Source organism: Pseudomonas sp. PDM01 (assembly GCF_014852325.1).
GTDB lineage: Bacteria > Pseudomonadota > Gammaproteobacteria > Pseudomonadales > Pseudomonadaceae > Aquipseudomonas > Aquipseudomonas migulae.
The window spans coordinates 278,467-298,510 of the sequence record NZ_JACVBK010000003.1; the positions used below are offsets into that span (position 1 = coordinate 278,467).

Here is a 20,044-nt window from a genome sequence, read left to right on the forward strand (position 1 = left end):
GGTGCACCTGTCTTTTTAACCGGTTGCACCTTGGGCGCGAATCCTATTCAACAACGCAAATAAGGTGCAACCCATTTTTTGAGAATAAGTTGCACCTAGTCGGATTTAGCTTGAAAAGCTCTGTTTTTGCTCCCTTTTAGAGCAGTCATGAGCGTTTACTAGAAGCAAAAGCACCAAGCAGGAGCGGTACGTTCGTACCGGAATTTAATTCCTGACGAGCTGCCTATTATTCCGACAAAAAAAGGGTTGCACCCGGTTGCACCTCAGAGAGCGCGCAGCTAATCTTGCCGCCAGCTGATGCCACGCGGTCGTGGCAAACATGAGGATAAAAATATGGCTACCACCACCCTTGGGGTCAAACTTGACGACCCGACCCGCGAGCGCCTCAAGGCCGCCGCGACTTCGATTGATCGCACGCCGCACTGGCTGATCAAGCAGGCAATTTTCAATTACCTGGAAAAACTCGAGGGTGGTGCAACCCTGACCGAGCTCAACGGCCTGACGGCCAAAGAAGCTGACGACAGTGGCGACGTCCATGTCGACCACGCGCACCAGTGCTTCCTTGAGTTCGCCGAAAGCATCTTGCCGCAATCGGTGTTGCGCGCCGCCATTACCGCTGCTTACCGTCGTCCTGAGCCGGAAGTGGTGCCGATGCTGATCGAACAGGCGCGCCTGCCGGTTGCCATGGCTGACGCCACCAACAAGCTCGCTGCCTCGATTGCCGAGAAACTGCGCAATCAGAAGAGCGCCGGTGGCCGTGCCGGAATTGTTCAGGGCCTGTTGCAGGAATTTTCCCTGTCGTCCCAGGAAGGCGTGGCACTGATGTGCCTGGCCGAAGCGCTGTTGCGCATCCCGGACAAGGGCACTCGTGACGCACTGATCCGCGACAAAATCAGCACCGGTAACTGGCAGCCACACTTGGGCAACAGCCCGTCGCTGTTCGTCAACGCCGCAACCTGGGGCTTGCTGCTGACCGGCAAACTGGTCGCCACCCATAATGAAGCGGGTTTGACTTCGTCCCTGAGCCGCATCATCGGCAAGAGCGGCGAGCCGATGATCCGCAAGGGCGTCGACATGGCCATGCGCCTGATGGGCGAGCAGTTCGTCACCGGCGAAACCATCGCCGAAGCCCTGGCCAACGCGAGCAAGTTCGAAGCCAAGGGTTTCCGTTATTCCTACGACATGCTCGGTGAAGCAGCCCTCACGGAGCACGACGCGCAGAAGTACCTCGCGTCGTACGAACAAGCCATCCACTCGATCGGCAAAGCGTCCCACGGTCGTGGGATTTATGAAGGCCCGGGCATTTCCATCAAGCTGTCGGCACTGCACCCGCGTTACAGCCGTGCGCAGTACGAGCGTGTGATGGACGAGTTGTACCCGCGCCTGTTGTCGCTGACCCTGCTGGCCAAGCAATACGACATCGGCCTGAACATCGACGCCGAAGAAGCCGACCGCCTTGAGCTGTCGCTGGATCTGCTTGAGCGCCTGTGCTTCGAGCCGCAACTGACCGGCTGGAACGGCATCGGTTTCGTGATCCAGGCGTATCAGAAGCGTTGCCCGTACGTGATCGATTACGTGATCGACCTGGCTCGCCGCAGCCGTCATCGCCTGATGATCCGCCTGGTGAAAGGCGCGTACTGGGACAGCGAAATCAAGCGCGCCCAGGTCGAAGGCCTGGAAGGCTATCCGGTCTACACCCGCAAGGTGTACACCGACGTTTCCTACATCGCTTGCGCCCGCAAATTGTTGTCGGTGCCGGAAGTCATCTACCCGCAATTCGCCACACACAACGCCCACACTCTGTCGGCCATTTACCACATCGCCGGTCAGAACTATTACCCGGGCCAGTACGAGTTCCAGTGCCTGCACGGCATGGGCGAACCGCTGTACGAACAGGTTGTAGGTAAAGTTTCCGAAGGCAAACTGAACCGTCCGTGCCGCGTGTACGCACCAGTCGGGACTCACGAAACCCTGCTGGCGTACCTGGTACGTCGCCTGCTGGAAAACGGCGCGAACACCTCGTTCGTGAACCGTATCGCCGACCAGTCCATTTCGATTCAGGAGCTGGTGGCCGATCCAGTGGCCAGCATCGAGCAGATGGCGACGCTGGAAGGCGGCTTCGGCCTGCCGCACCCGCGTATCCCGCTGCCGCGCGATCTTTATGGTGCCGAGCGCGCCAACTCCAGCGGCATCGACATGGCCAACGAACATCGCCTGGCTTCGCTGTCGTGCGCTCTGCTGGCCACTGCTCACAACCACTGGAAAGCCGCGCCGATGCTCGGTTGCGTCTCCAGCACCGAAACCCCTGCGCCTGTTCTGAACCCGTCCGATTTGCGTGACGTGGTCGGTCACGTACAGGAAGCGAATGTCGAAGACGTCGACAACGCGATCCAGTGCGCCCTGAACGCTGCACCGATCTGGCAGGCCACCCCGCCGGCCGAACGTGCTGCGATTCTGGAACGTGCCGCCGATTTGATGGAAGGCGAGATCCAGCCGCTGATGGGCCTGTTGGCTCGCGAAGCCGGCAAGACCTTCGCCAACGCCATCGCCGAAGTGCGTGAGGCCGTGGACTTCCTGCGTTATTACGCGGTGCAGGCTCGCAACGATTTCACCAACGACGCCCACCGCCCATTGGGCCCGGTGGTGTGCATCAGCCCGTGGAACTTCCCGCTGGCAATCTTCAGCGGTCAGGTTGCCGCTGCATTGGCCGCCGGTAACCCGGTACTGGCCAAGCCTGCGGAACAAACCCCACTGGTCGCCGCCCAGGCCGTGCGCCTGATGCTCGAAGCCGGGATTCCGGAAGGCGTGCTGCAACTGCTGCCGGGCCGTGGCGAAACCGTGGGTGCCCGTCTGGTCGGTGACGATCGGGTCAAAGGCGTGATGTTCACCGGCTCCACCGAAGTCGCTCGTTTGCTGCAACGCAACGTCGCCGGTCGCCTGGATGCACAGGGCCGTCCGATTCCGCTGATCGCCGAGACTGGCGGCCAGAACGCGATGATCGTCGACTCCTCGGCACTGACCGAACAAGTCGTGATCGACGTGGTGTCGTCGGCCTTCGACAGCGCCGGTCAACGTTGCTCGGCTCTGCGTGTACTTTGCTTGCAGGAAGATTCTGCTGACCGTGTCATCGAAATGCTCAAGGGCGCCATGGCTGAATGCCGTCTCGGCAACCCTGAGCGCCTGTCCGTGGACATCGGCCCGGTGATCGACGCCGAAGCCAAGGCGGGCATCGAGAAGCACATCCAGGCCATGCGCGACAAAGGTCGCAACGTGTACCAGGTGGCCATCGCCAACAGCGAAGAAGTCAAACGCGGCACCTTCGTGATGCCGACGCTGATCGAGCTGGAAAGCTTCGATGAGCTGCAACGCGAGATCTTCGGCCCGGTGCTGCACGTGGTGCGCTACAAGCGCAAAGACATCGACCAGTTGATCGGCCAGATCAACGCTTCCGGCTACGGCCTGACGCTGGGCGTGCATACGCGCATCGACGAGACCATCGCCAAGGTGATCGACAACGTCAATGCCGGTAACGTCTATGTGAACCGCAACATCGTTGGTGCTGTGGTTGGCGTGCAACCGTTCGGTGGCGAAGGCCTGTCGGGCACCGGCCCGAAAGCCGGTGGTCCGTTGTACCTGTACCGCCTGCTGTCGACGCGTCCTGCCGATGCAATCGAACAATCCTTCGCTCGTGGCGACGCCGCCACTGCACCGGATGTTCGTCTGCGCGATGCCATGAGCAAACCGCTGACCGCCCTGCAAACCTGGGCCGACAGCAACAAGTTTGCCGACCTGAGCGCCTTGTGCGTGCAGTTCGCGGCGCAATCGCAAAGCGGCATCACCCGTGTTCTGGCAGGCCCGACCGGCGAGCGCAACAGCTACGCGATCCTGCCGCGTGAGCACGTGCTGTCCCTGGCCGAAGCTGAAGGCGATTTGCTGACGCAACTGGCGGCGGTATTGGCCGTCGGTGGCTCAGCGGTATGGCCGGAAGCTGACCTGACCAAAGCCTTGTTCGCACGCCTGCCGAAGGAAGTTCAGGCGCGCATCAAGCTGGTTGCCGACTGGAACAAGGACGAAGTGGTGTTTGATGCGGTTCTGCATCACGGCCATTCCGATCAATTGCGTGCGGTGTGCCAGCAAGTGGCCAAGCGTGCCGGGGCGATTGTCGGGGTTCACGGGTTGTCGCTGGGCGAGACCAACATTGCGTTGGAGCGCCTGGTGATCGAGCGAGCGTTGAGCGTTAACACCGCTGCGGCGGGTGGTAATGCGAGCTTGATGACCATCGGCTAAAACCGATAAGCCGGGCTGCCGCAATAGCCGCCCGGTACGCAATACCCCTTGTGGGAGCGAGCCTGCTCGCGATAGCGGTGTGTCATCCGACACATGTATTGGATGAAACACCGCTATCGCGAGCAGGCTCGCTCCCACATTTGTTTTGTGGTGCCTGTTAAGTCGTCGCTCTGCCCTACCATCACGCTCATCAATCATCCTGTTCAGCCTCTATCCCCACGCCTAGACTCGGTCCATTCCAAAAAAAGGTAGGCCGCCATGTCCGAGACGTTGCTCAGTTCCCGCAATCTGGCTTTCGAGCTGTATGAAGTCCTCGATGCCGAAGGCCTGACCCAGCGTGAGCGTTTCGCCGAGCACAATCGCGAGACCTTCGACGCCGCCATCGGCACCGCTCGCAGCATTGCCGAGAAGTTTTTTGCCCCGCACAACCGTAAGGGCGACGAGAATGAGCCTCGCTACGAGAACGGTCAGGCGATTCTGATTCCGGAAGTGAAACCAGCGGTGGATGCCTTCCTCGAAGCCGGTTTCCTCAACGCCGCGCGCAGTTTCGACGCCGGCGGCATGCAACTTCCTACGCTGTTGTCCCAGGCGTGTTTCGCGCACTTCCAGTCAGCCAACGCGGCCTCGACTTCATACCCGTTCCTGACCATGGGCGCGGCGAACCTGATCGAAAGCTTCGGCACCGAGGAACAGAAACAGCGCTTCCTGCAACCGATGATCGACGGCCGTTTCTTCGGCACCATGGCCCTGACCGAGCCGCACGCAGGTTCGTCGTTGTCGGATATTCGTACCCGCGCCGAGCCCGCTTCTGACGGCACCTATCGACTCAAGGGCAACAAGATCTTCATCTCCGGCGGCGATCACCCGCTGTCGGAAAACATCGTGCACATGGTGCTGGCCAAGCTGCCGGATGCACCGGCCGGAGTGAAGGGGATTTCGCTGTTTATCGTGCCCAAGTTCCTGGTCAACGATGACGGCAGCCTGGGCAAGCGCAACGACGTGTTGCTGGCCGGGCTGTTCCACAAGATGGGCTGGCGCGGCACGACGTCCACGGCGCTGAATTTCGGTGATAACGGTGAGTGCATCGGTTATCTGGTGGGCAAGCCGCACCACGGTTTGAGCTACATGTTCCAGATGATGAACGAAGCGCGAATCGGCGTCGGCATGGGCGCGGTGATGCTCGGTTACGCCGGTTACCTGTATTCGCTGGAATACGCCCGCGAGCGTCCGCAAGGCCGCGTGCCGGACAGCAAAGACCCGAACACCGCGCCGGTGGCGATCATTCAGCACGCCGACGTCAAACGCATGTTGCTCACGCAAAAGGCTTACGTCGAAGGCTCGTTCGACCTCGGGCTGTACGCGGCGCGACTGTTCGATGACACCACGACGCTTGCGACCGAAGCCGAGCGCAAACAGGCCCATGAGCTGCTGGACTTGCTGACGCCAATCGTCAAATCCTGGCCGTCGGAGTTTTGCCTGAAGGCCAACGAACTGGCGATCCAGATTCTCGGCGGCCACGGTTATACCCGCGAATACCCGGTTGAGCAGTATTACCGCGACAACCGTCTGAACCCGATTCACGAAGGCACCCACGGCATTCAGTCACTGGACTTGCTGGGCCGCAAACTGGCGCAGAACGGTGGTGCGGGACTGAAGCAATTGATCCGCCTGATTGCCGACACGGCCGAGCGAGCGCAAGCGTACGAATCGCTGAATGCGCTGCGTGAACCGCTGGAGAAACTGGTGGCCCGCCTGCAAACCGTAACCCTCGGTTTGCTGACCGACCTGGCTCAAGGCAAGGTCAACAGCAGCCTGGCGAATTCGGCGCTGTACTTGAAGGTGTTTGGGCACACAGTGATTGGCTGGCGCTGGCTGGAACAGGCGATTCGCGCCGAGGAAGGGTTGGTCAAGGGGAACGCGGCGGATGTGAGCTTCTATAATGGCAAGCTGCAGGCGGCGCGGTATTTCCTGACCTGGGAAGTGCCGGGTTGCCACCATGAATTGGCGATTCTTGAGGCGCGGGATGATGTGTGTTTGAACATGCAGGATGAGTGGTTCTGAGATAGTCCTCCACCATTGATGGATGGCGCCTATTCCATACGGAATAAAACGCCATCCTTTAATGCAGCAACAAAACATACGATAGTACTGCGTGACAAACTCGTGCGCACCTGTCATATATTACAGGTTACAGCTTTGGTTATTTTTTATAGACTCTTGTTGTGCTTAAAATCGAAACTTCCAGATTTCGCACATTCAATATTTAAAACAATTACCAAGGACAAGAAAAGATGAACGATATAAATACTGAAACAAGTCCAGTCGACAAAGATAGCATCCTCTTGGGGCTTGCCATCCATGAGAGCATCATAATTAACGGCACCAAACATATCGTTGCCGGTAAGTTTTACCACTGGCATTCTGACGACCAAAACGCACGTTACACCTTGGAAGTAAAATTGTTCAGCCCAGCTGCTTGCACTAGTGTCAAAACGGACAAACCCGTCAGCACCGCAAAGTTTTCCACCCATGCTAACCAAGGAGATTATGTATTCATCGAAAGTACAGAGGGATATCACACTGTAACCTCCAAACAAGGAAACATTAGCAATGCCGAATACACGATAACTGTAAGTCATCCATTGTTTCCCGTATTCCCATGAAAAAAATCCATTAGTGCCTTTTTTATAAAAGGCACTAATGGATTCTTACTCCACCATTACGTTGAATTTTCAAAACGCAGCAATTACTTAATTCAACCTGAACCCACCCATCTGCCGCGCCAAATCATCCGCCAACCGCTGCAACGTCTGACAATCCTCTCGGCAAGCCCTGACCTCCCCTGCCGTCGCCCGAGCCAAGTCGGAAATCCCCTGCACGTTGCGGTTGATCTCTTCGGTTACCGCCGACTGTTCTTCCGTCGCGGTCGCAACTTGATGGTTCATGTCGCTGATGCGCTCGATCTGCCCGGTAATCGCGGTCAGCGACGTCCCGGTGCGCTGGCTCGATTCGACACCGGTGCCGGTCGCCGCTTGACCGGTGTGCATCGACGACACCGCGTTCTCCGCGCCTTGTTTGAGGCTGCCGATGATTTGCTGAATTTCATCGGTGGACGTTTGAGTTCGCCGCGCCAGCGTCCGCACTTCATCTGCCACGACGGCAAACCCGCGCCCCATATCCCCGGCCCGCGCCGCTTCGATGGCCGCGTTAAGCGCCAGCAAGTTGGTCTGCTCGGAAATCCCGCGAATCACCGCCAACACCTGATCGATCGACGCCACCTGATCAGCCAGTTCGCCCACCGCACTGGCGGCGACACCGATTTCATCGGACATGCTTTCAATATGCCGAATCGACCCACCGACCACTTCCCGCGCCTGCATCGCCTCATCGCGAGCATCCTGCGAGGCAACCGCCGCATTTCCGGCGTTCTGCGCGATTTCCTGCACGGTCAGGCCCATTTCGTGGACGGCGGTGGCAACCATGTCGGTCATTTCCTGCTGACGCCCGGAGCGTTCGGCTGTGTTATCCACAACCTTCGCCACCTGGCTGACGGCGGTGCGCAAACGCTCACTGGTGGTCAGCACTTCGCCGATCATCTCGCGCTGACTGTCGAGGAATCGATTGAAGCCGCGCGCCAGGTCACCCAGTTCATCGGCGCGGCTGGAATCTAACCGGTGGGTCAAATCTCCACCACCGCTACCGATGGCAACCAACGCTGCTGTTACTTGACGAATCGGCCGCACCAACCCACGGGCCAGCAACACCACCAGCAACAGGCACACCAACGCCACGGCCAGGCCAATGCCGCTGCTCATCCACATGGCGCGACGGGCTTCGGCGTAGATCTGCGACTGCGGCACTTCGGCCACCAGGGTCCAACCCAAGTCCCTCAGCGGCAGGCTCAAGGCCAGGAAATCTTCGCCATCACGCACGAAGCTGCTGCTGGCAGCTTTTTGACCCATGACTGCCTGCGCGGCCGACGCACCGATTTGCTCGACCAAGGTGCGCTTGCCACTGAATTGCGCTTCGGGGTGAACCTGGATCAAACCGTCGGAACGCACGAGATAGACCTTGCCGCGCTCACCGAAGGTGAAGTTGTGAATCAGCTCCGACAGCTCTTTCATGCTCAGGCCAAGCCCGGCAACGCCCACGACTTTGCCGGCCTGCTCGACCTTGAGGTCGATGAACAGCGCCAATTCTCCGGTGGCTGTGTCGTTGTCGATATTGAGGGTGCGCGGCTGGTTGCTGTCGAGGAACGAATAGAACCAGGCGTCTTTGGGATTGGAACGGCTGAGGCTGCGGTCCAGGCCTTTTTCAGTGAAATAGTGGTTTGAAGCCGTACCGACAATTAGCGCGGTAAAGGCTTTGTGTTCGGCGCGGATGCCCTCCAGATACTGCACGAACGCGGCGGTCTGGGCACTGTTTTCACCCCCGGCCAACCAGTCGCGCACCATGCTGTTGCTGGCGATGTCCTTGGCGGCGGTGAGGGGTTGAACGAGGATGCGCTCGATGTCGTTGCGCATCGCTTCGATGCTCGACGGCAGCGCTTGTTCGACCAGGTAGCTCTGGGCGAGACGGTTGACCACGAGGGTATAAACGCCAACCACGATCAGAATACTGACCAGCAGGGCGGTGCCCATACTGAGGATCAACTGCCACTGAATACTGCGACGCCAGAACTGCATGGAGCACCCCCAAAGAATAAGAGGCTGAAACACTGCAACAGCCGTGCCGATTGTATACAACTCAAACGACAATTTATTCTTTGGTTGTGCGCAAAGCCGATCAGGCTTGATTGATCGTCTTGGAGATCACTTCAACCGTGGCGCTGACTTGCTCTTGGTAACGGTCGAGTTCGAGCTTGTGCTGCTTTTTCATTTCGATCTGCTGAGAACACAGATTCATCGCGGCCAGCACCAGCAGGCGGTCACCGATCAGGGTCGGGTACTTTCTTTTGGTGTCAGCCAAAGCAGCCTTCAACATCAATGCGGCGTCCAGCAGGGTTTGCTCTTCCCCGGCCGGCGCCTTGATCGAATAGTCCTCCCCCAGGATCGAGACGACTTTTACCCCTGCGGCGCCGACACTCATGCGCTGACCGGGCCGGCGCTGACGCGTTCAACCAGGGCCTGGATGCGGGCGGCGGTGGCGCCTTGTTTCTCTTCCTGTTCCATCAGGCTCAGTTGCAGGCTTTCGTTTTCATCCTTGGCCTGGGCCAGTTCTGCACTCAGGGTCTGGTTCTGTTGAACAAGGTCGCTGACCAGTTGTTCCAATTGGCTTAGGGATGCTTCCAACATTTTGATTTTCCAAGCATTTTCAAGGGGCGCGTACGATAAAGAAAAGTCACCACGGATGCCAGGGTTAATGGGGCGCAAGGCCTTGATTTTCCTGGCGGGCGACCTTCCTCGCGAACTTTAAAGACTGTGATTGGCGGATCTGGTTCCTGCACTTCGTCGCCATAGTTCCTGTAGGAGCGATGCTTGCTCGCGAAGGACGTCCAGACAACGCGTTCATCCAGACTGCACGCGTTACCGTTAACGTCCTTCGCGAGCAAGCTTCGCTCCTACAGGAAACGGTCTGACTGCGACAAATACGCGCAGCCCCTCAAGACTTTAGTCGTATGACCGATAAGTCATCCATACGTCAGTCTCAGCGCCGCACAGGTGCGCTCTTTTCGGTAAACACCATGTCCCTTCGTAATATGAATATCGCTCCGCGGGCGTTCCTCGGTTTCGCCCTGATTGGCGGTCTGATGCTGGTTCTGGGGGTGTTTGCCTTGAACCAGATGAGCAAGATTCGCGGTGCTGCCGAGGAAATCACCTTGAGCAGCGTGCCGAGCATCAAAAGCCTCGACGAGTTCACTCAACTCACCTTGCGCCTGCGAGTGCTGTCCTACCGTTTGCTGGTGAACCGCGAGCCCGACGTTCAGCAGAAAACCATGGAGCTGCTGGACACGCGCAACCAACAGATTCGTGCGGCTCAGGCGACCTACGAAAAGCTGATCAGCAGCCCGCAGGAACGTGCAGCCTACGATCAATACGTACAGTTGCTGGGGCAGTACCGCCAGATCGAAGACCGGATGAAAACCCTGTCGCGCAACAATCAGGTCGATGAACTGCGCACCTTGCTCAACACCGATCTGCTGACCAACTCCGAAGCGGTCAACGCAGTGCTCAATCGCTTGCTGGAGATCAACACCCAGCAGTCCCTCGACACCAATCAGCGCGCCGCCGATCAATATGATTCGGCCTTCAATCTGGTGATCACCTTGCTGGTCATCGCCACCGGCCTGACCGTGCTGTTTGCCTGGCTGCTGACCAACAGCATCACCAAGCCAATCGCCAATGCCTTGAGCGCTGCCGAACAAATCGCCGAAGGTAACCTGACTCGCCCGATCACCGTTGATGGCGAAGACGAAGCCGGCCGTTTGCTGCTGGCCATGTCGAAGATGCAAGACAAGCTGCGTGACACCCTGCAGCGGATTTCCGGCTCGGCCACGCAACTGGCCTCCGCCGCTGAAGAGCTCAACAGTGTCACCGACGAAAGCGCCCGTGGCCTGACCCAACAGAACAATGAAATCGAACAGGCCGCCACCGCCGTCAATGAAATGACCAGCGCCGTGGAAGAAGTCGCGCGCAACGCGGTGAGCACCTCGGAAGCGTCGAAGAACGCCACCACGTCGGCCGGTGACGGCCGTGATCTGGTGCAGGAAACCGTTAGCGCCATCGAACGCATGAGCGCCGATGTGCAGAGCACGGCAACGTTGATCGGCGATCTGGCCAATGAATCCCGCGACATCGGCAAGGTACTGGACGTGATCCGTGGCCTGGCGGACCAGACCAACCTGCTGGCCTTGAACGCCGCTATCGAAGCGGCCCGTGCCGGTGAAGCCGGGCGCGGTTTTGCGGTGGTGGCGGACGAAGTGCGTGCACTGGCGCACCGCACTCAGCAATCGACCAGCGAAATCGAACGCATGATCGGCAGCATTCAGACCGGCACCGAGCACGCGGTGGATTCGATGCGCAACAGCACCGAGCGCGCCGAGTCGACCTTGAACATCGCTCGCGGCGCAGGGATGTCGCTGGACACGATCAACAGCGCCATCGTCGAAATCAACGAACGCAACCTGGTGATCGCCAGCGCGGCCGAAGAACAGGCCCAAGTGGCCCGTGAAGTGGACCGTAACCTGGTGAACATTCGTGATCTGTCGGTGCAATCGGCCACCGGCGCCAATCAGACCAGCGCGGCGAGCAACGAGCTGTCGCGACTGGCAGTGGACCTGAACACGATGGTTGGACGGTTCAGCCTCTAACCCGCTAACACCACAAATCCCTGTAGGAGCCGGCTTGCCGGCGATGAGGCCCTAAGATTTTGCGATGATCTTGAGGCCGCCATCGCTGGCAAGCCAGCTCCTACAGGGGATTGCGTAATGGCGGATTTCGCGTAAGGCTTTTGATCTGCAAAAGCTTTTTGACAGCATCACATTTCAACAGGTTAGAATCGCTGGCACGCAGACTGCATGGTCAGTGTGTGCCCGCCTTTCAGCTTTCTGGAGTATTGCCTTTGAATGCGACGACCATCAACAGCCTGTTCTTGATCGGCGCGTTGCTGGTAGGTGCGAGCATTCTGGTGAGCTCACTTTCGTCCCGCCTCGGTATCCCGATTCTGGTGATCATCCTGGCCGTGGGCATGGCCGCCGGCGTCGATGGCGGCGGGATTATTTTCGATAACTACCCAACGGCTTATCTGGTCGGCAACCTCGCACTGGCGGTGATCCTGCTCGACGGCGGTTTGCGCACCAGGGTGTCGAGTTTTCGCGTGGCATTATGGCCGGCGCTGTCGCTGGCCACGGTCGGGGTGTTGATCACCACCGGGCTGACCGGCATGGCCGCGGCCTGGCTGTTCGATCTGAACCTGATTCAGGGCCTGCTGATCGGCGCCATCGTCGGCTCCACGGATGCTGCGGCGGTGTTCTCGCTGCTCGGCGGCAAAGGCTTGAACGAACGGGTCACCGCCAGTCTCGAAATCGAATCCGGCAGCAACGACCCGATGGCGGTGTTCCTCACCGTCACCCTGATCGACATGCTCGCCAGCGGCCAGACCGGCCTGCACTGGAGCCTGCTGACCCACCTGCTGCGCGAGTTCGGCATCGGCGGCGTGATCGGGCTCGGTGGCGGCTGGCTGATGCTGCAACTGGTCAACCGGATCAATCTGGCCACCGGCCTCTATCCGATTCTGGTGATTGCCGGCGGCCTGGTGGTATTCGCCCTGACCAACGCCCTGCACGGCAGCGGTTTCCTCGCGGTTTACCTGTGCGGCCTGGTGATCGGCAACCGTCCGGTACGCAGCCGCCACGGCATTCTGCACATGCTCGACGGCATGGCGTGGCTGGCGCAGATCGGCATGTTCCTGGTGCTGGGCCTGCTGGTCACGCCGCACGACTTGCTGCCGATTGCCCTGCCCGCGCTGGGCCTGGCGCTGTGGATGATCCTGTTTGCACGGCCACTGTCGGTGCTGGTTGGCCTGCTGCCCTTCAAGGCCTTCCACGGTCGAGAGAAAGCCTTCATTTCCTGGGTCGGCCTGCGCGGCGCGGTCCCGATCATTCTGGCGGTGTTCCCGCTGATGGCCGGTCTGCCCAACGCCCAGCTCTACTTCAACCTCGCCTTCTTTATTGTGCTGGTGTCGCTGCTTGTACAGGGGACGAGCCTGCCGTGGATCGCCAAACTGTTAAAGGTGACGGTACCACCGGAACCTGCGCCGATCTCGCGCTCAGCTCTGGAAGTGCATGTCACCAGCGAGTGGGAGCTGTTCGTTTATCGCCTCGGTGCCGAAAAATGGTGCATCGGTTCGCCCCTTCGCGAACTGAAAATGCCCGAAGGCACACGCATCGCCGCACTGTTTCGTGGCCAGCAACTGCTCCATCCGTCGGGTAGTACGGTGCTCGAAGTCGATGATTTGCTCTGCGTAATCGGGCACGAACACAACCTGCCGGCCCTTGGAAAACTGTTTAGCCAGGCGCCTCAACGAGGCCTCGATTTGCGTTTCTTCGGCGACTTCGTACTCGAAGGAGATGCCCAGCTGGCGGCGGTTGCTGCCCTGTACGGGTTGAAAGTCGAAGGCATCGATCCGGATATGACTCTGGCCAGTTTCATTGCTCACAAAGTGGGCGGTGCGCCAGTCGTGGGTGACCAGGTGGAGTGGAACAACACCATCTGGACCGTCGCGGTCATGGAAGGGAACAAGATCGGCAAAGTGGGCGTCAGATTCCCCGAAGGAAGTCGCCCGGGTCCGGGACTCTTCCTCTAAACTTCATTCTTCGTCTCGTTTTCGATCGGTCTCTATGTCAACCCTGCGCACCTTTTTCATCATGGCCCTGCTGGGCTTGAGTCTGTCTGTCGGCACACTGCAAGCGGCGGAACCACCGTCCAGCGAAGCCGTGCAGGCGAGCCTGGACAAGATCGCCGACCGCAAACTGCCGGAAGCTGATCAGAAAGCCCTGCAAACGCTGCTGCAAAGCACGCTGACCCAGCTCAACAACAAGCGTGATTACGAGCGCAAGCTGGCCGATCTCAAGCAGCAACTCGCTACCGCGCCCAAGCAGAACATCGAGAACCAGCGCGAGCTGACGCGCCTCAAAGCCAGCAGCGTCATCCCTGTGGCGCAACGCTATGGCAAAGAATCCGTGCAGCAGCTCGAGCAGATGCTGACCGAGCGCGCGACCCAGCAAAGCGATATGCAGAAAGCCCTCGCCGATGCGAACAGCCTGGTCATTACCGCCCAGACCCGCCCTGAGCGCGCCCAGGCTGAAATTTCCACCAGCCAGACGCGCATCCAGCAGATCAATAACATCCTCAAGGCCGGCAAAGACAACGGCAAGACCTTGAGCAGCGAACAGCGCGACCTGCTCAATGCCGAACTCGCGGCACTGAATGCGCTGATCCCGCTGCGTCGCCAGGAACTGGCCGGCAACAGCCAGTTGCAGGACCTGGGCAACAGCCAGCATGACTTGCTCTCGGAAAAATCCGACCGCCTGGATCGCGAAATCCAGGAGCTGCAAAACCTGATCAACCAGAAACGCCTGGCCCAGTCCCAGGAGACGGTGACGCAGCAGTCCATCGAAGCGCAGAAGTCCGGCGGCAGCGCCCTGCTGGCCACCGAAAGTGCGGCAAACCTGAAGCTTTCGGACTACCTGCTCAAGAGCACCGACCGCCTCAACGAAGTCACCCAGCAGAACCTGCAAACCAAGCAGCAACTCGACAACGTAACCCAGAGCGATTCGGCCCTCGACGAGCAAATCAGCGTGCTCAAGGGCAGCCTGCTGCTGTCGAAAATCCTCTACAAACAGAAACAGGGCCTGCCGCGCCTCAAGGTCGACCGCGACCTGGCCGACCAGATCGCCGACATTCGCCTGTATCAGTTCGAAGTCAGCCAGCAACGGGAATTGCTCAGCAACCCGGCGACCTATGTCGACAACCTGCTGTCGACTCAGCCGCCCGAGCAAGTCACCCCGCAACTGCGCAAGAGCCTGCTGGAACTGGCCACGACCCGCGCCGACCTACTGGAGCGGCTGAACCGCGAACTCAGCGCGGTGCTCAACGAATCGATCACGCTGCAACTCAATCAGAAACAACTGCTCAGCACCGCGCAAAGCCTGCGGGCGACCCTCGACGAACAGATGTTCTGGATTCCCAGCAACAAGCCGCTCGATCTTGAATGGATGCGCGGCGTGCCGGAACGTCTGCAACGCCAGGTGGCGACCCTGCCGCTGGCGTCGAGCGTGAGTGAATTGATTGACGGACTGACTCAGCGACCGCTGCTGTTTCTCCCGTTGGTACTGGTGATCGGCGCCCTGCTGTGGCGGCGCAAAAGCCTGTATGCCCGACTGAACAAGGTTCACCAGGACATCGGCCACTTCAAACGTGACAGCCAGTTGCACACGCCGCAGGCGATTCTGGTCAATATTCTGCTGGCATTGCCGGTTGCGCTGGGCCTGGCCCTGTGTGGCCTGGCCCTGCAAATCGACGCTCGGGGGCAGAACGCCAACATGGGCGCGGCGCTGCTGCAAATGGCTCAGGCCTGGCTGGTGTTCTACACCGCCTACCGGATCCTCGCGCCGGGCGGCGTCGCCGAACTGCATTTCCGCTGGGAAAAGCCTCAGGTCGAATTCCTTCAGGGCTGGGTCCGCCGTCTCGGGCTGGTGGTCATGGCGTTGGTTGCGGTGGTGGCCGTTGCCGAGCTGCAACCGGCGGGGCTGGCCGATGACGTGCTGGGCATGCCGGTCGTACTGATCTGCTACGCCTTGATGACCTGGCTGCTCAGCCGATTGCTGATCAGCAGCCCGACGCACGAAAACGCCTCGTTGTTCCGCAAAGCGGTCGGGGTCATGTTCACCGTCCTGCCTGTCGCGTTGTTCGTGGCGGTGTGCTTCGGCTACTACTACACCGCGCTGAAGCTCAGCGACCGCTTGATCAACACGCTTTACCTGCTGATGTTCTGGCTGGTGATCGAAGCCACGTTCGTCCGCGGCCTGAGCGTTGCGGCACGCCGTCTCGCGTACCAGCGCGCCCTGGCCAAACGTCAGGCAGCGAAAGAGGCCGGCGATGGCGAAGCGGTGATCGAAGAGCCGACCCTGGACATCGAGAAGGTCAACGAGCAGTCGTTGCGCCTGATTCGCCTGGCGCTGCTCGGCGGCTTCATCGCTGCGCTGTACTGGGTCTGGTCCGATCTGATTTCGGTGTTCTCGTACCTCGACAACATCACCCTCTACGAATACACCAGCGGCACCGGCGCCAACATGAGCATGGTGCCGATCAGCATCGGCGACATGCTGGGGGCGCTGATCATCATCGGCATCACCTTCGCCCTCGCGCGCAACTTGCCAGGGCTGCTGGAAGTGTTCGTATTGTCGAAGCTGAACCTGGCGCAGGGCAGCGCCTACGCCACGACCACGCTGCTGTCTTACGTGATCGCCGGTATCGGTTTCGTCTCGACCCTGTCCACGCTCGGCGTGAGCTGGGACAAGTTGCAGTGGCTGGTGGCGGCGCTTTCGGTGGGACTTGGTTTCGGGATGCAGGAGATTTTTGCGAACTTCATCTCCGGGATCATGATCCTGTTCGAACGCCCGGTGCGGATCGGCGACACGATCACCATCGGCAACCTGTCGGGCACGGTCAGCAAGATCCGCATCCGCGCCACGACCATCACCGACTTCGACCGCAAGGACATCATCGTCCCGAACAAGACGTTCATCACCGGGCAACTGATCAACTGGTCACTGACCGACACCATTACCCGGGTGACCTTGAAGCTCGGCGTCGATTACGGTTCGGACCTGGACCTGGTGAAAGAACTGCTGCTCAAAGCCGCCCGGGACAACCCGCGCGTGCTGAAGGATCCGGAACCGCACGTGTACTTCCTGAACTTCGGCGAAAGCACCCTCGACCACGAGCTGCGCATGCATGTGCGTGACCTCGGCGACCGCAACCCGGTACTCGATGAGGTCAACCGCTTCATCAACCGCGAGTTCAAGAAGCAGCACATCAACATTTCGTTCCGGCAGATGGAGGTTTACCTGAAGAACCTGCACGGCCAGGAATACAAAATGGTGCCCATCGAGCCGGAAGCCAAAACCATCGTGCCGATGGCCGATGGCAAACCGCTGCAAGAGCCGCCGCCCGCCAAACTCGACTAACCGCCCTATCCCTAGCAGAATGCTCGGACATTCTGCTGGAGATGGCCGGTGAAAGCCCTCGACGAACTGACCTTCGATAATCGCTTCGATCGCTTGGGCGATACGTTTTCTGCCCACGTACTGCCCGAGCCCATCGACAATCCGCGCCTGGTCGTCGCGAGCCCTGCCGCCATGGCGCTGCTCGACCTTGATCCGGCCGAGGCCGAAACCCCGGAGTTCGCCGAGCTGTTCAGCGGCCACAAGCTGTGGGCCGACGCGGTGCCACGTGCGATGGTTTATTCCGGGCATCAGTTCGGCTCCTACAACCCACAGCTGGGCGACGGTCGCGGACTGCTGCTTGGCGAGGTCTACAACGAGGCCGGCGAGCATTGGGACCTGCACCTCAAGGGCGCCGGCCAGACGCCTTTTTCGCGCATGGGCGATGGCCGTGCGGTGCTGCGTTCGTCGATCCGCGAGTTCCTTGCGTCCGAAGCACTGCATGCCCTGAACATCCCGACCACCCGTGCGTTGTGCGTGATCGGCTCCGACACGCCGGTGTGGCGCGAAAAACAGGAACGCGCAGCCATGATCCTGCGCCTGTCACCGAGCCATGTGCGCTTCGGGCATTTCGAGTATTTCTACTACACCAAACGCCCCGAAAAGCAGAAAGAGCTCGGCGAGCACGTGCTGGCCATGCACTTCCCGGAATGCCTCGAACAGCCAGAACCGTACCTGGCGATGTTCCGCGAAGTCGTCGAACGCAATGCCGAGCTGATCGCCAAATGGCAGGCTTATGGCTTCTGCCACGGCGTGATGAACACCGACAACATGTCGATCCTCGGCATCACCTTCGACTTCGGCCCGTTCGCCTTCCTCGATGACTTCGACGCCAACTTCATCTGCAACCACTCCGATGATCAGGGCCGTTATTCCTTCAGCAACCAGGTGCCGATCGGCCAGTGGAACCTCAGCGCCCTGGCCCAGGCGCTGACGCCGTTCATCAGCGTCGAAGCCCTGCGCGAAACCCTCGGGCTGTACCTGCCGCTGTTCCAGGCCCATTACCTGGACCTGATGCGCCGTCGCCTCGGCTTCACCACCGCTGAAGACGATGACCAGAAACTGCTGGAACAGCTGCTGCAACTGATGCAGAACAGCGGCGTCGATTACAGCCTGTTCTTCCGCCGCCTCGGCGACGAGTCACCCGAGCTGGCCGTCGCCCGCTTGCGCGACGACTTCGTCGACATCAAGGGCTTTGATGCCTGGGCAGAACGCTATGTCGCCCGTGTTGCCCGCGAAGGTGAAGTTGACCAGCAACAACGCCGCCAACGGATGCACGCGGTCAATCCGCTCTACATCCTGCGCAACTACCTGGCGCAGAAAGCCATCGACGCGGCGGAGAGCGGCGACTATTCAGAGGTTCGCCGGCTGCATGCGGTGCTGAGCAATCCGTTCGAGGAGCAACCGGGGATGGAGGGTTACGCCGAACGGCCGCCGGAGTGGGGGAAGCATTTGGAGATCAGTTGTTCCTCTTGAGTGACTTACGGAATGTCGCCTTGATAACCACCGACTTCGACTCCAGATCAGCTTCACTGATTACCCATTTATTCAGAGTCCGATTATGTCCGAACCACTCCTCATCCCCTGCCCCCACTGCAACGGCCTCAACCGCATCCCCGCCGAGCGCCTCGGCGATCAGCCGAAATGTGGGCGCTGCAAAGCCGAGGTCTTGCTGAGCAAGCCTTTCGAATTGAAACAAGGTGACTACGCCAGTCAGATCAAGGGCGATCTGCCGTTGCTGGTGGACGTGTGGGCGGACTGGTGCGGGCCGTGCAAGTCTTTTGCGCCGGTGTTTGAGCAGGCAGCCAGTCAGTTGGCGGGCAAATGCAGGCTGGCCAAGCTGGACAGCGAGGCGAATCAGCAGTTGTCGGCGCAGTTGGGGATTCGCTCGATTCCGAGCCTGATTCTATTCAAGAACGGCCGGGAAGTGGCACGCCAGAGCGGGGCGTTTCCATTGCCGCAGTTGATGAGCTGGTTGCGTAGCCAGGGGATCTGAAGCCACCCCAAATCAAATGTGGGAGCGGGCTTGCTCGCGAATGCGGAGTGTCAGCCAATGTTGATGTCGACTGACACACCGCATTCGCGAGCAAGCCCGCTCCCACAGGGGCTCGGTGGTGCCGGGAAGATCAGGCGTTTTCGAGCAGGCTATGCAGCTCGACGAATTGCTGGGTCAGCTTGTGCCGTGGGTCGAGGTGGATCAGCGGCGTGTTGGCCTGATGCGATTCGCGCATCCGCACCGAAGTGCCCAAGTACACCGGCAGCACGGGCAGCCCTTCGGCAATCAGCTCGTCGAGGATCTGCTGGGGCAGGCTGGCGCGGGCCTGGAACTGGTTGACGACGATACCCTCGACCTCCAGCCCTTCGTTGTGGTCGTCCTTCAATTCTTCGATTTCCGCCAGCAAGCCGTACAGTGCCTGGCGCGAGAAACTGTCGCAGTCGAAGGGGATCAGCACACGATCGGCGGCAATCAAGGCAGAAACCGCATAAAAATTTAGCGCTGGCGGCGTATCGAGGTAGATCCGGTCGTAATCTTCGGCCAACTCGTCGAGCAGTTTGCGCAGCTTGTTGATCTTGTGTTTCGCCTCAAGCTTGGGCTGCAAGTCCGCCAGTTCGGCGGTGGCGGTGATGACGTGGAGGTTGTCGAAAGGGGTTTCGTAGATATCGACCTGGTTTTTCTTCGAAAACGGGCCTGAAGACAGCGTTTGCTTGAAGAAGTCCGCAATCCCCATCGGAATGTCATTACCGGTGAGCCCGGTGAGGTACTGGGTCGAATTGGCCTGAGCATCAAGATCCACCAACAGGGTGCGATAGCCCTCGCTGGCACTGACCGCCGCCAGATTGCAGGCAATGCTGGATTTGCCTACGCCGCCTTTCTGATTGAATACCACGCGCCGCATGTCAAAACCTCCGTGTATCAAAGAATGACCGAGTGTAGTAGTCCACGGCGTCGCTTAGCTACCTCGCCGGCACAGGGACTACGCAGTCAGGTGCAAACACTCACCGAAAAAGCCGCCTTCTCGTCCGGAAAAATGC

12 protein-coding genes and 1 pseudogene are annotated in these 20,044 nt (G+C 59.6%); 9 read left to right on the plus strand and 4 right to left on the minus strand.

Annotated elements, in window-relative coordinates:
- Positions 1 to 333: 333 nt before the first annotated feature.
- From putA to IB246_RS09170, 3 genes are all read left to right on the plus strand, one after another.
- The gene (gene putA, locus IB246_RS09160; protein WP_008025099.1) at positions 334 to 4,287 is read left to right on the plus strand and encodes a trifunctional transcriptional regulator/proline dehydrogenase/L-glutamate gamma-semialdehyde dehydrogenase; all 3,954 of its coding nucleotides are present in this window, start codon (positions 334 to 336) and stop codon (positions 4,285 to 4,287) included.
- A gap of 258 nt (positions 4,288 to 4,545) precedes the next feature.
- On the plus strand, positions 4,546 to 6,348 hold the full coding sequence (locus tag IB246_RS09165; protein ID WP_008042043.1) for an acyl-CoA dehydrogenase: 1,803 nt from the start codon (positions 4,546 to 4,548) through the stop codon (positions 6,346 to 6,348).
- 230 nt (positions 6,349 to 6,578) lie between these two features.
- Complete coding sequence (locus IB246_RS09170; protein ID WP_008042042.1) at positions 6,579 to 6,950, plus strand: hypothetical protein; 372 nt, start codon at positions 6,579 to 6,581, stop codon at positions 6,948 to 6,950.
- Between the two features lie 87 nt (positions 6,951 to 7,037).
- Here IB246_RS09170 and IB246_RS09175 read toward each other — a convergent pair whose 3' ends face one another.
- The 3 genes from IB246_RS09175 to IB246_RS09185 all read right to left on the minus strand — a co-directional run bounded on the left by IB246_RS09175 (position 7,038) and on the right by IB246_RS09185 (position 9,581).
- Positions 7,038 to 8,972: a methyl-accepting chemotaxis protein gene (locus tag IB246_RS09175; protein WP_008042041.1), complete on the minus strand. Its 1,935-nt coding sequence runs from the start codon at positions 8,970 to 8,972 to the stop codon at positions 7,038 to 7,040.
- A gap of 100 nt (positions 8,973 to 9,072) precedes the next feature.
- Positions 9,073 to 9,375, minus strand: a complete 303-nt coding sequence (locus tag IB246_RS09180; RefSeq protein WP_008025105.1) for a cell division protein ZapA — start codon at positions 9,373 to 9,375, stop codon at positions 9,073 to 9,075.
- Positions 9,372 to 9,581 (minus strand): hypothetical protein, encoded by a 210-nt coding sequence (locus IB246_RS09185; RefSeq protein ID WP_008025106.1) that lies wholly within the window; start codon positions 9,579 to 9,581, stop codon positions 9,372 to 9,374. Before IB246_RS09185 ends, IB246_RS09180 begins: the two co-directional genes overlap by 4 nt.
- Before the next feature lie 404 nt (positions 9,582 to 9,985).
- Here IB246_RS09185 and IB246_RS29005 point away from each other — a divergent pair.
- From IB246_RS29005 to trxC, 6 genes and pseudogenes are all read left to right on the plus strand, one after another.
- Positions 9,986 to 10,741, plus strand: a pseudogene (locus IB246_RS29005) (MCP four helix bundle domain-containing protein); the annotation flags it as partial.
- Positions 10,733 to 11,596: a methyl-accepting chemotaxis protein gene (locus tag IB246_RS29010; RefSeq protein ID WP_407013414.1), complete on the plus strand. Its 864-nt coding sequence runs from the start codon at positions 10,733 to 10,735 to the stop codon at positions 11,594 to 11,596. The pseudogene IB246_RS29005 and the gene IB246_RS29010, both read left to right, overlap by 9 nt.
- Before the next feature lie 251 nt (positions 11,597 to 11,847).
- Positions 11,848 to 13,590, plus strand: a complete 1,743-nt coding sequence (locus tag IB246_RS09195; protein ID WP_008025108.1) for a potassium/proton antiporter — start codon at positions 11,848 to 11,850, stop codon at positions 13,588 to 13,590.
- A 34-nt stretch (positions 13,591 to 13,624) separates the two neighbouring features.
- Positions 13,625 to 16,975 carry a mechanosensitive channel MscK gene (mscK, locus tag IB246_RS09200; RefSeq protein WP_008042036.1) on the plus strand — a complete coding sequence of 1,117 codons (3,351 nt, stop codon included), beginning with the start codon at positions 13,625 to 13,627 and terminating at the stop codon, positions 16,973 to 16,975.
- A 48-nt stretch (positions 16,976 to 17,023) separates the two neighbouring features.
- Entirely contained in the window at positions 17,024 to 18,487 is a 1,464-nt protein-coding gene (selO, locus tag IB246_RS09205; protein WP_008042034.1) for a protein adenylyltransferase SelO, read from the plus strand.
- An 85-nt stretch (positions 18,488 to 18,572) separates the two neighbouring features.
- Positions 18,573 to 19,007, plus strand: a complete 435-nt coding sequence (gene trxC, locus IB246_RS09210) for a thioredoxin TrxC (RefSeq protein ID WP_008042033.1) — start codon at positions 18,573 to 18,575, stop codon at positions 19,005 to 19,007.
- Positions 19,008 to 19,137: 130 nt separating this feature from the next.
- Here the strand turns inward: trxC and IB246_RS09215 are convergent, their stop codons facing one another.
- Positions 19,138 to 19,908 carry a ParA family protein gene (locus tag IB246_RS09215; protein ID WP_008025116.1) on the minus strand — a complete coding sequence of 257 codons (771 nt, stop codon included), beginning with the start codon at positions 19,906 to 19,908 and terminating at the stop codon, positions 19,138 to 19,140.
- Between the last annotated feature and the right edge of the window lie 136 nt (positions 19,909 to 20,044).

Coding starts and splice junctions, on each gene's coding strand:
- putA (WP_008025099.1), top strand. CDS start 334: ATGGCTACCACCACCCTTGGGGTCAAACTTGACGACCCGACCCGCGAG.
- IB246_RS09165 (WP_008042043.1), top strand. CDS start 4,546: ATGTCCGAGACGTTGCTCAGTTCCCGCAATCTGGCTTTCGAGCTGTAT.
- IB246_RS09170 (WP_008042042.1), top strand. CDS start 6,579: ATGAACGATATAAATACTGAAACAAGTCCAGTCGACAAAGATAGCATC.
- IB246_RS09175 (WP_008042041.1), bottom strand. CDS start 8,972: ATGCAGTTCTGGCGTCGCAGTATTCAGTGGCAGTTGATCCTCAGTATG.
- IB246_RS09180 (WP_008025105.1), bottom strand. CDS start 9,375: ATGAGTGTCGGCGCCGCAGGGGTAAAAGTCGTCTCGATCCTGGGGGAG.
- IB246_RS09185 (WP_008025106.1), bottom strand. CDS start 9,581: ATGTTGGAAGCATCCCTAAGCCAATTGGAACAACTGGTCAGCGACCTT.
- IB246_RS29010 (WP_407013414.1), top strand. CDS start 10,733: ATGCAAGACAAGCTGCGTGACACCCTGCAGCGGATTTCCGGCTCGGCC.
- mscK (WP_008042036.1), top strand. CDS start 13,625: ATGTCAACCCTGCGCACCTTTTTCATCATGGCCCTGCTGGGCTTGAGT.
- trxC (WP_008042033.1), top strand. CDS start 18,573: ATGTCCGAACCACTCCTCATCCCCTGCCCCCACTGCAACGGCCTCAAC.
- IB246_RS09215 (WP_008025116.1), bottom strand. CDS start 19,908: ATGCGGCGCGTGGTATTCAATCAGAAAGGCGGCGTAGGCAAATCCAGC.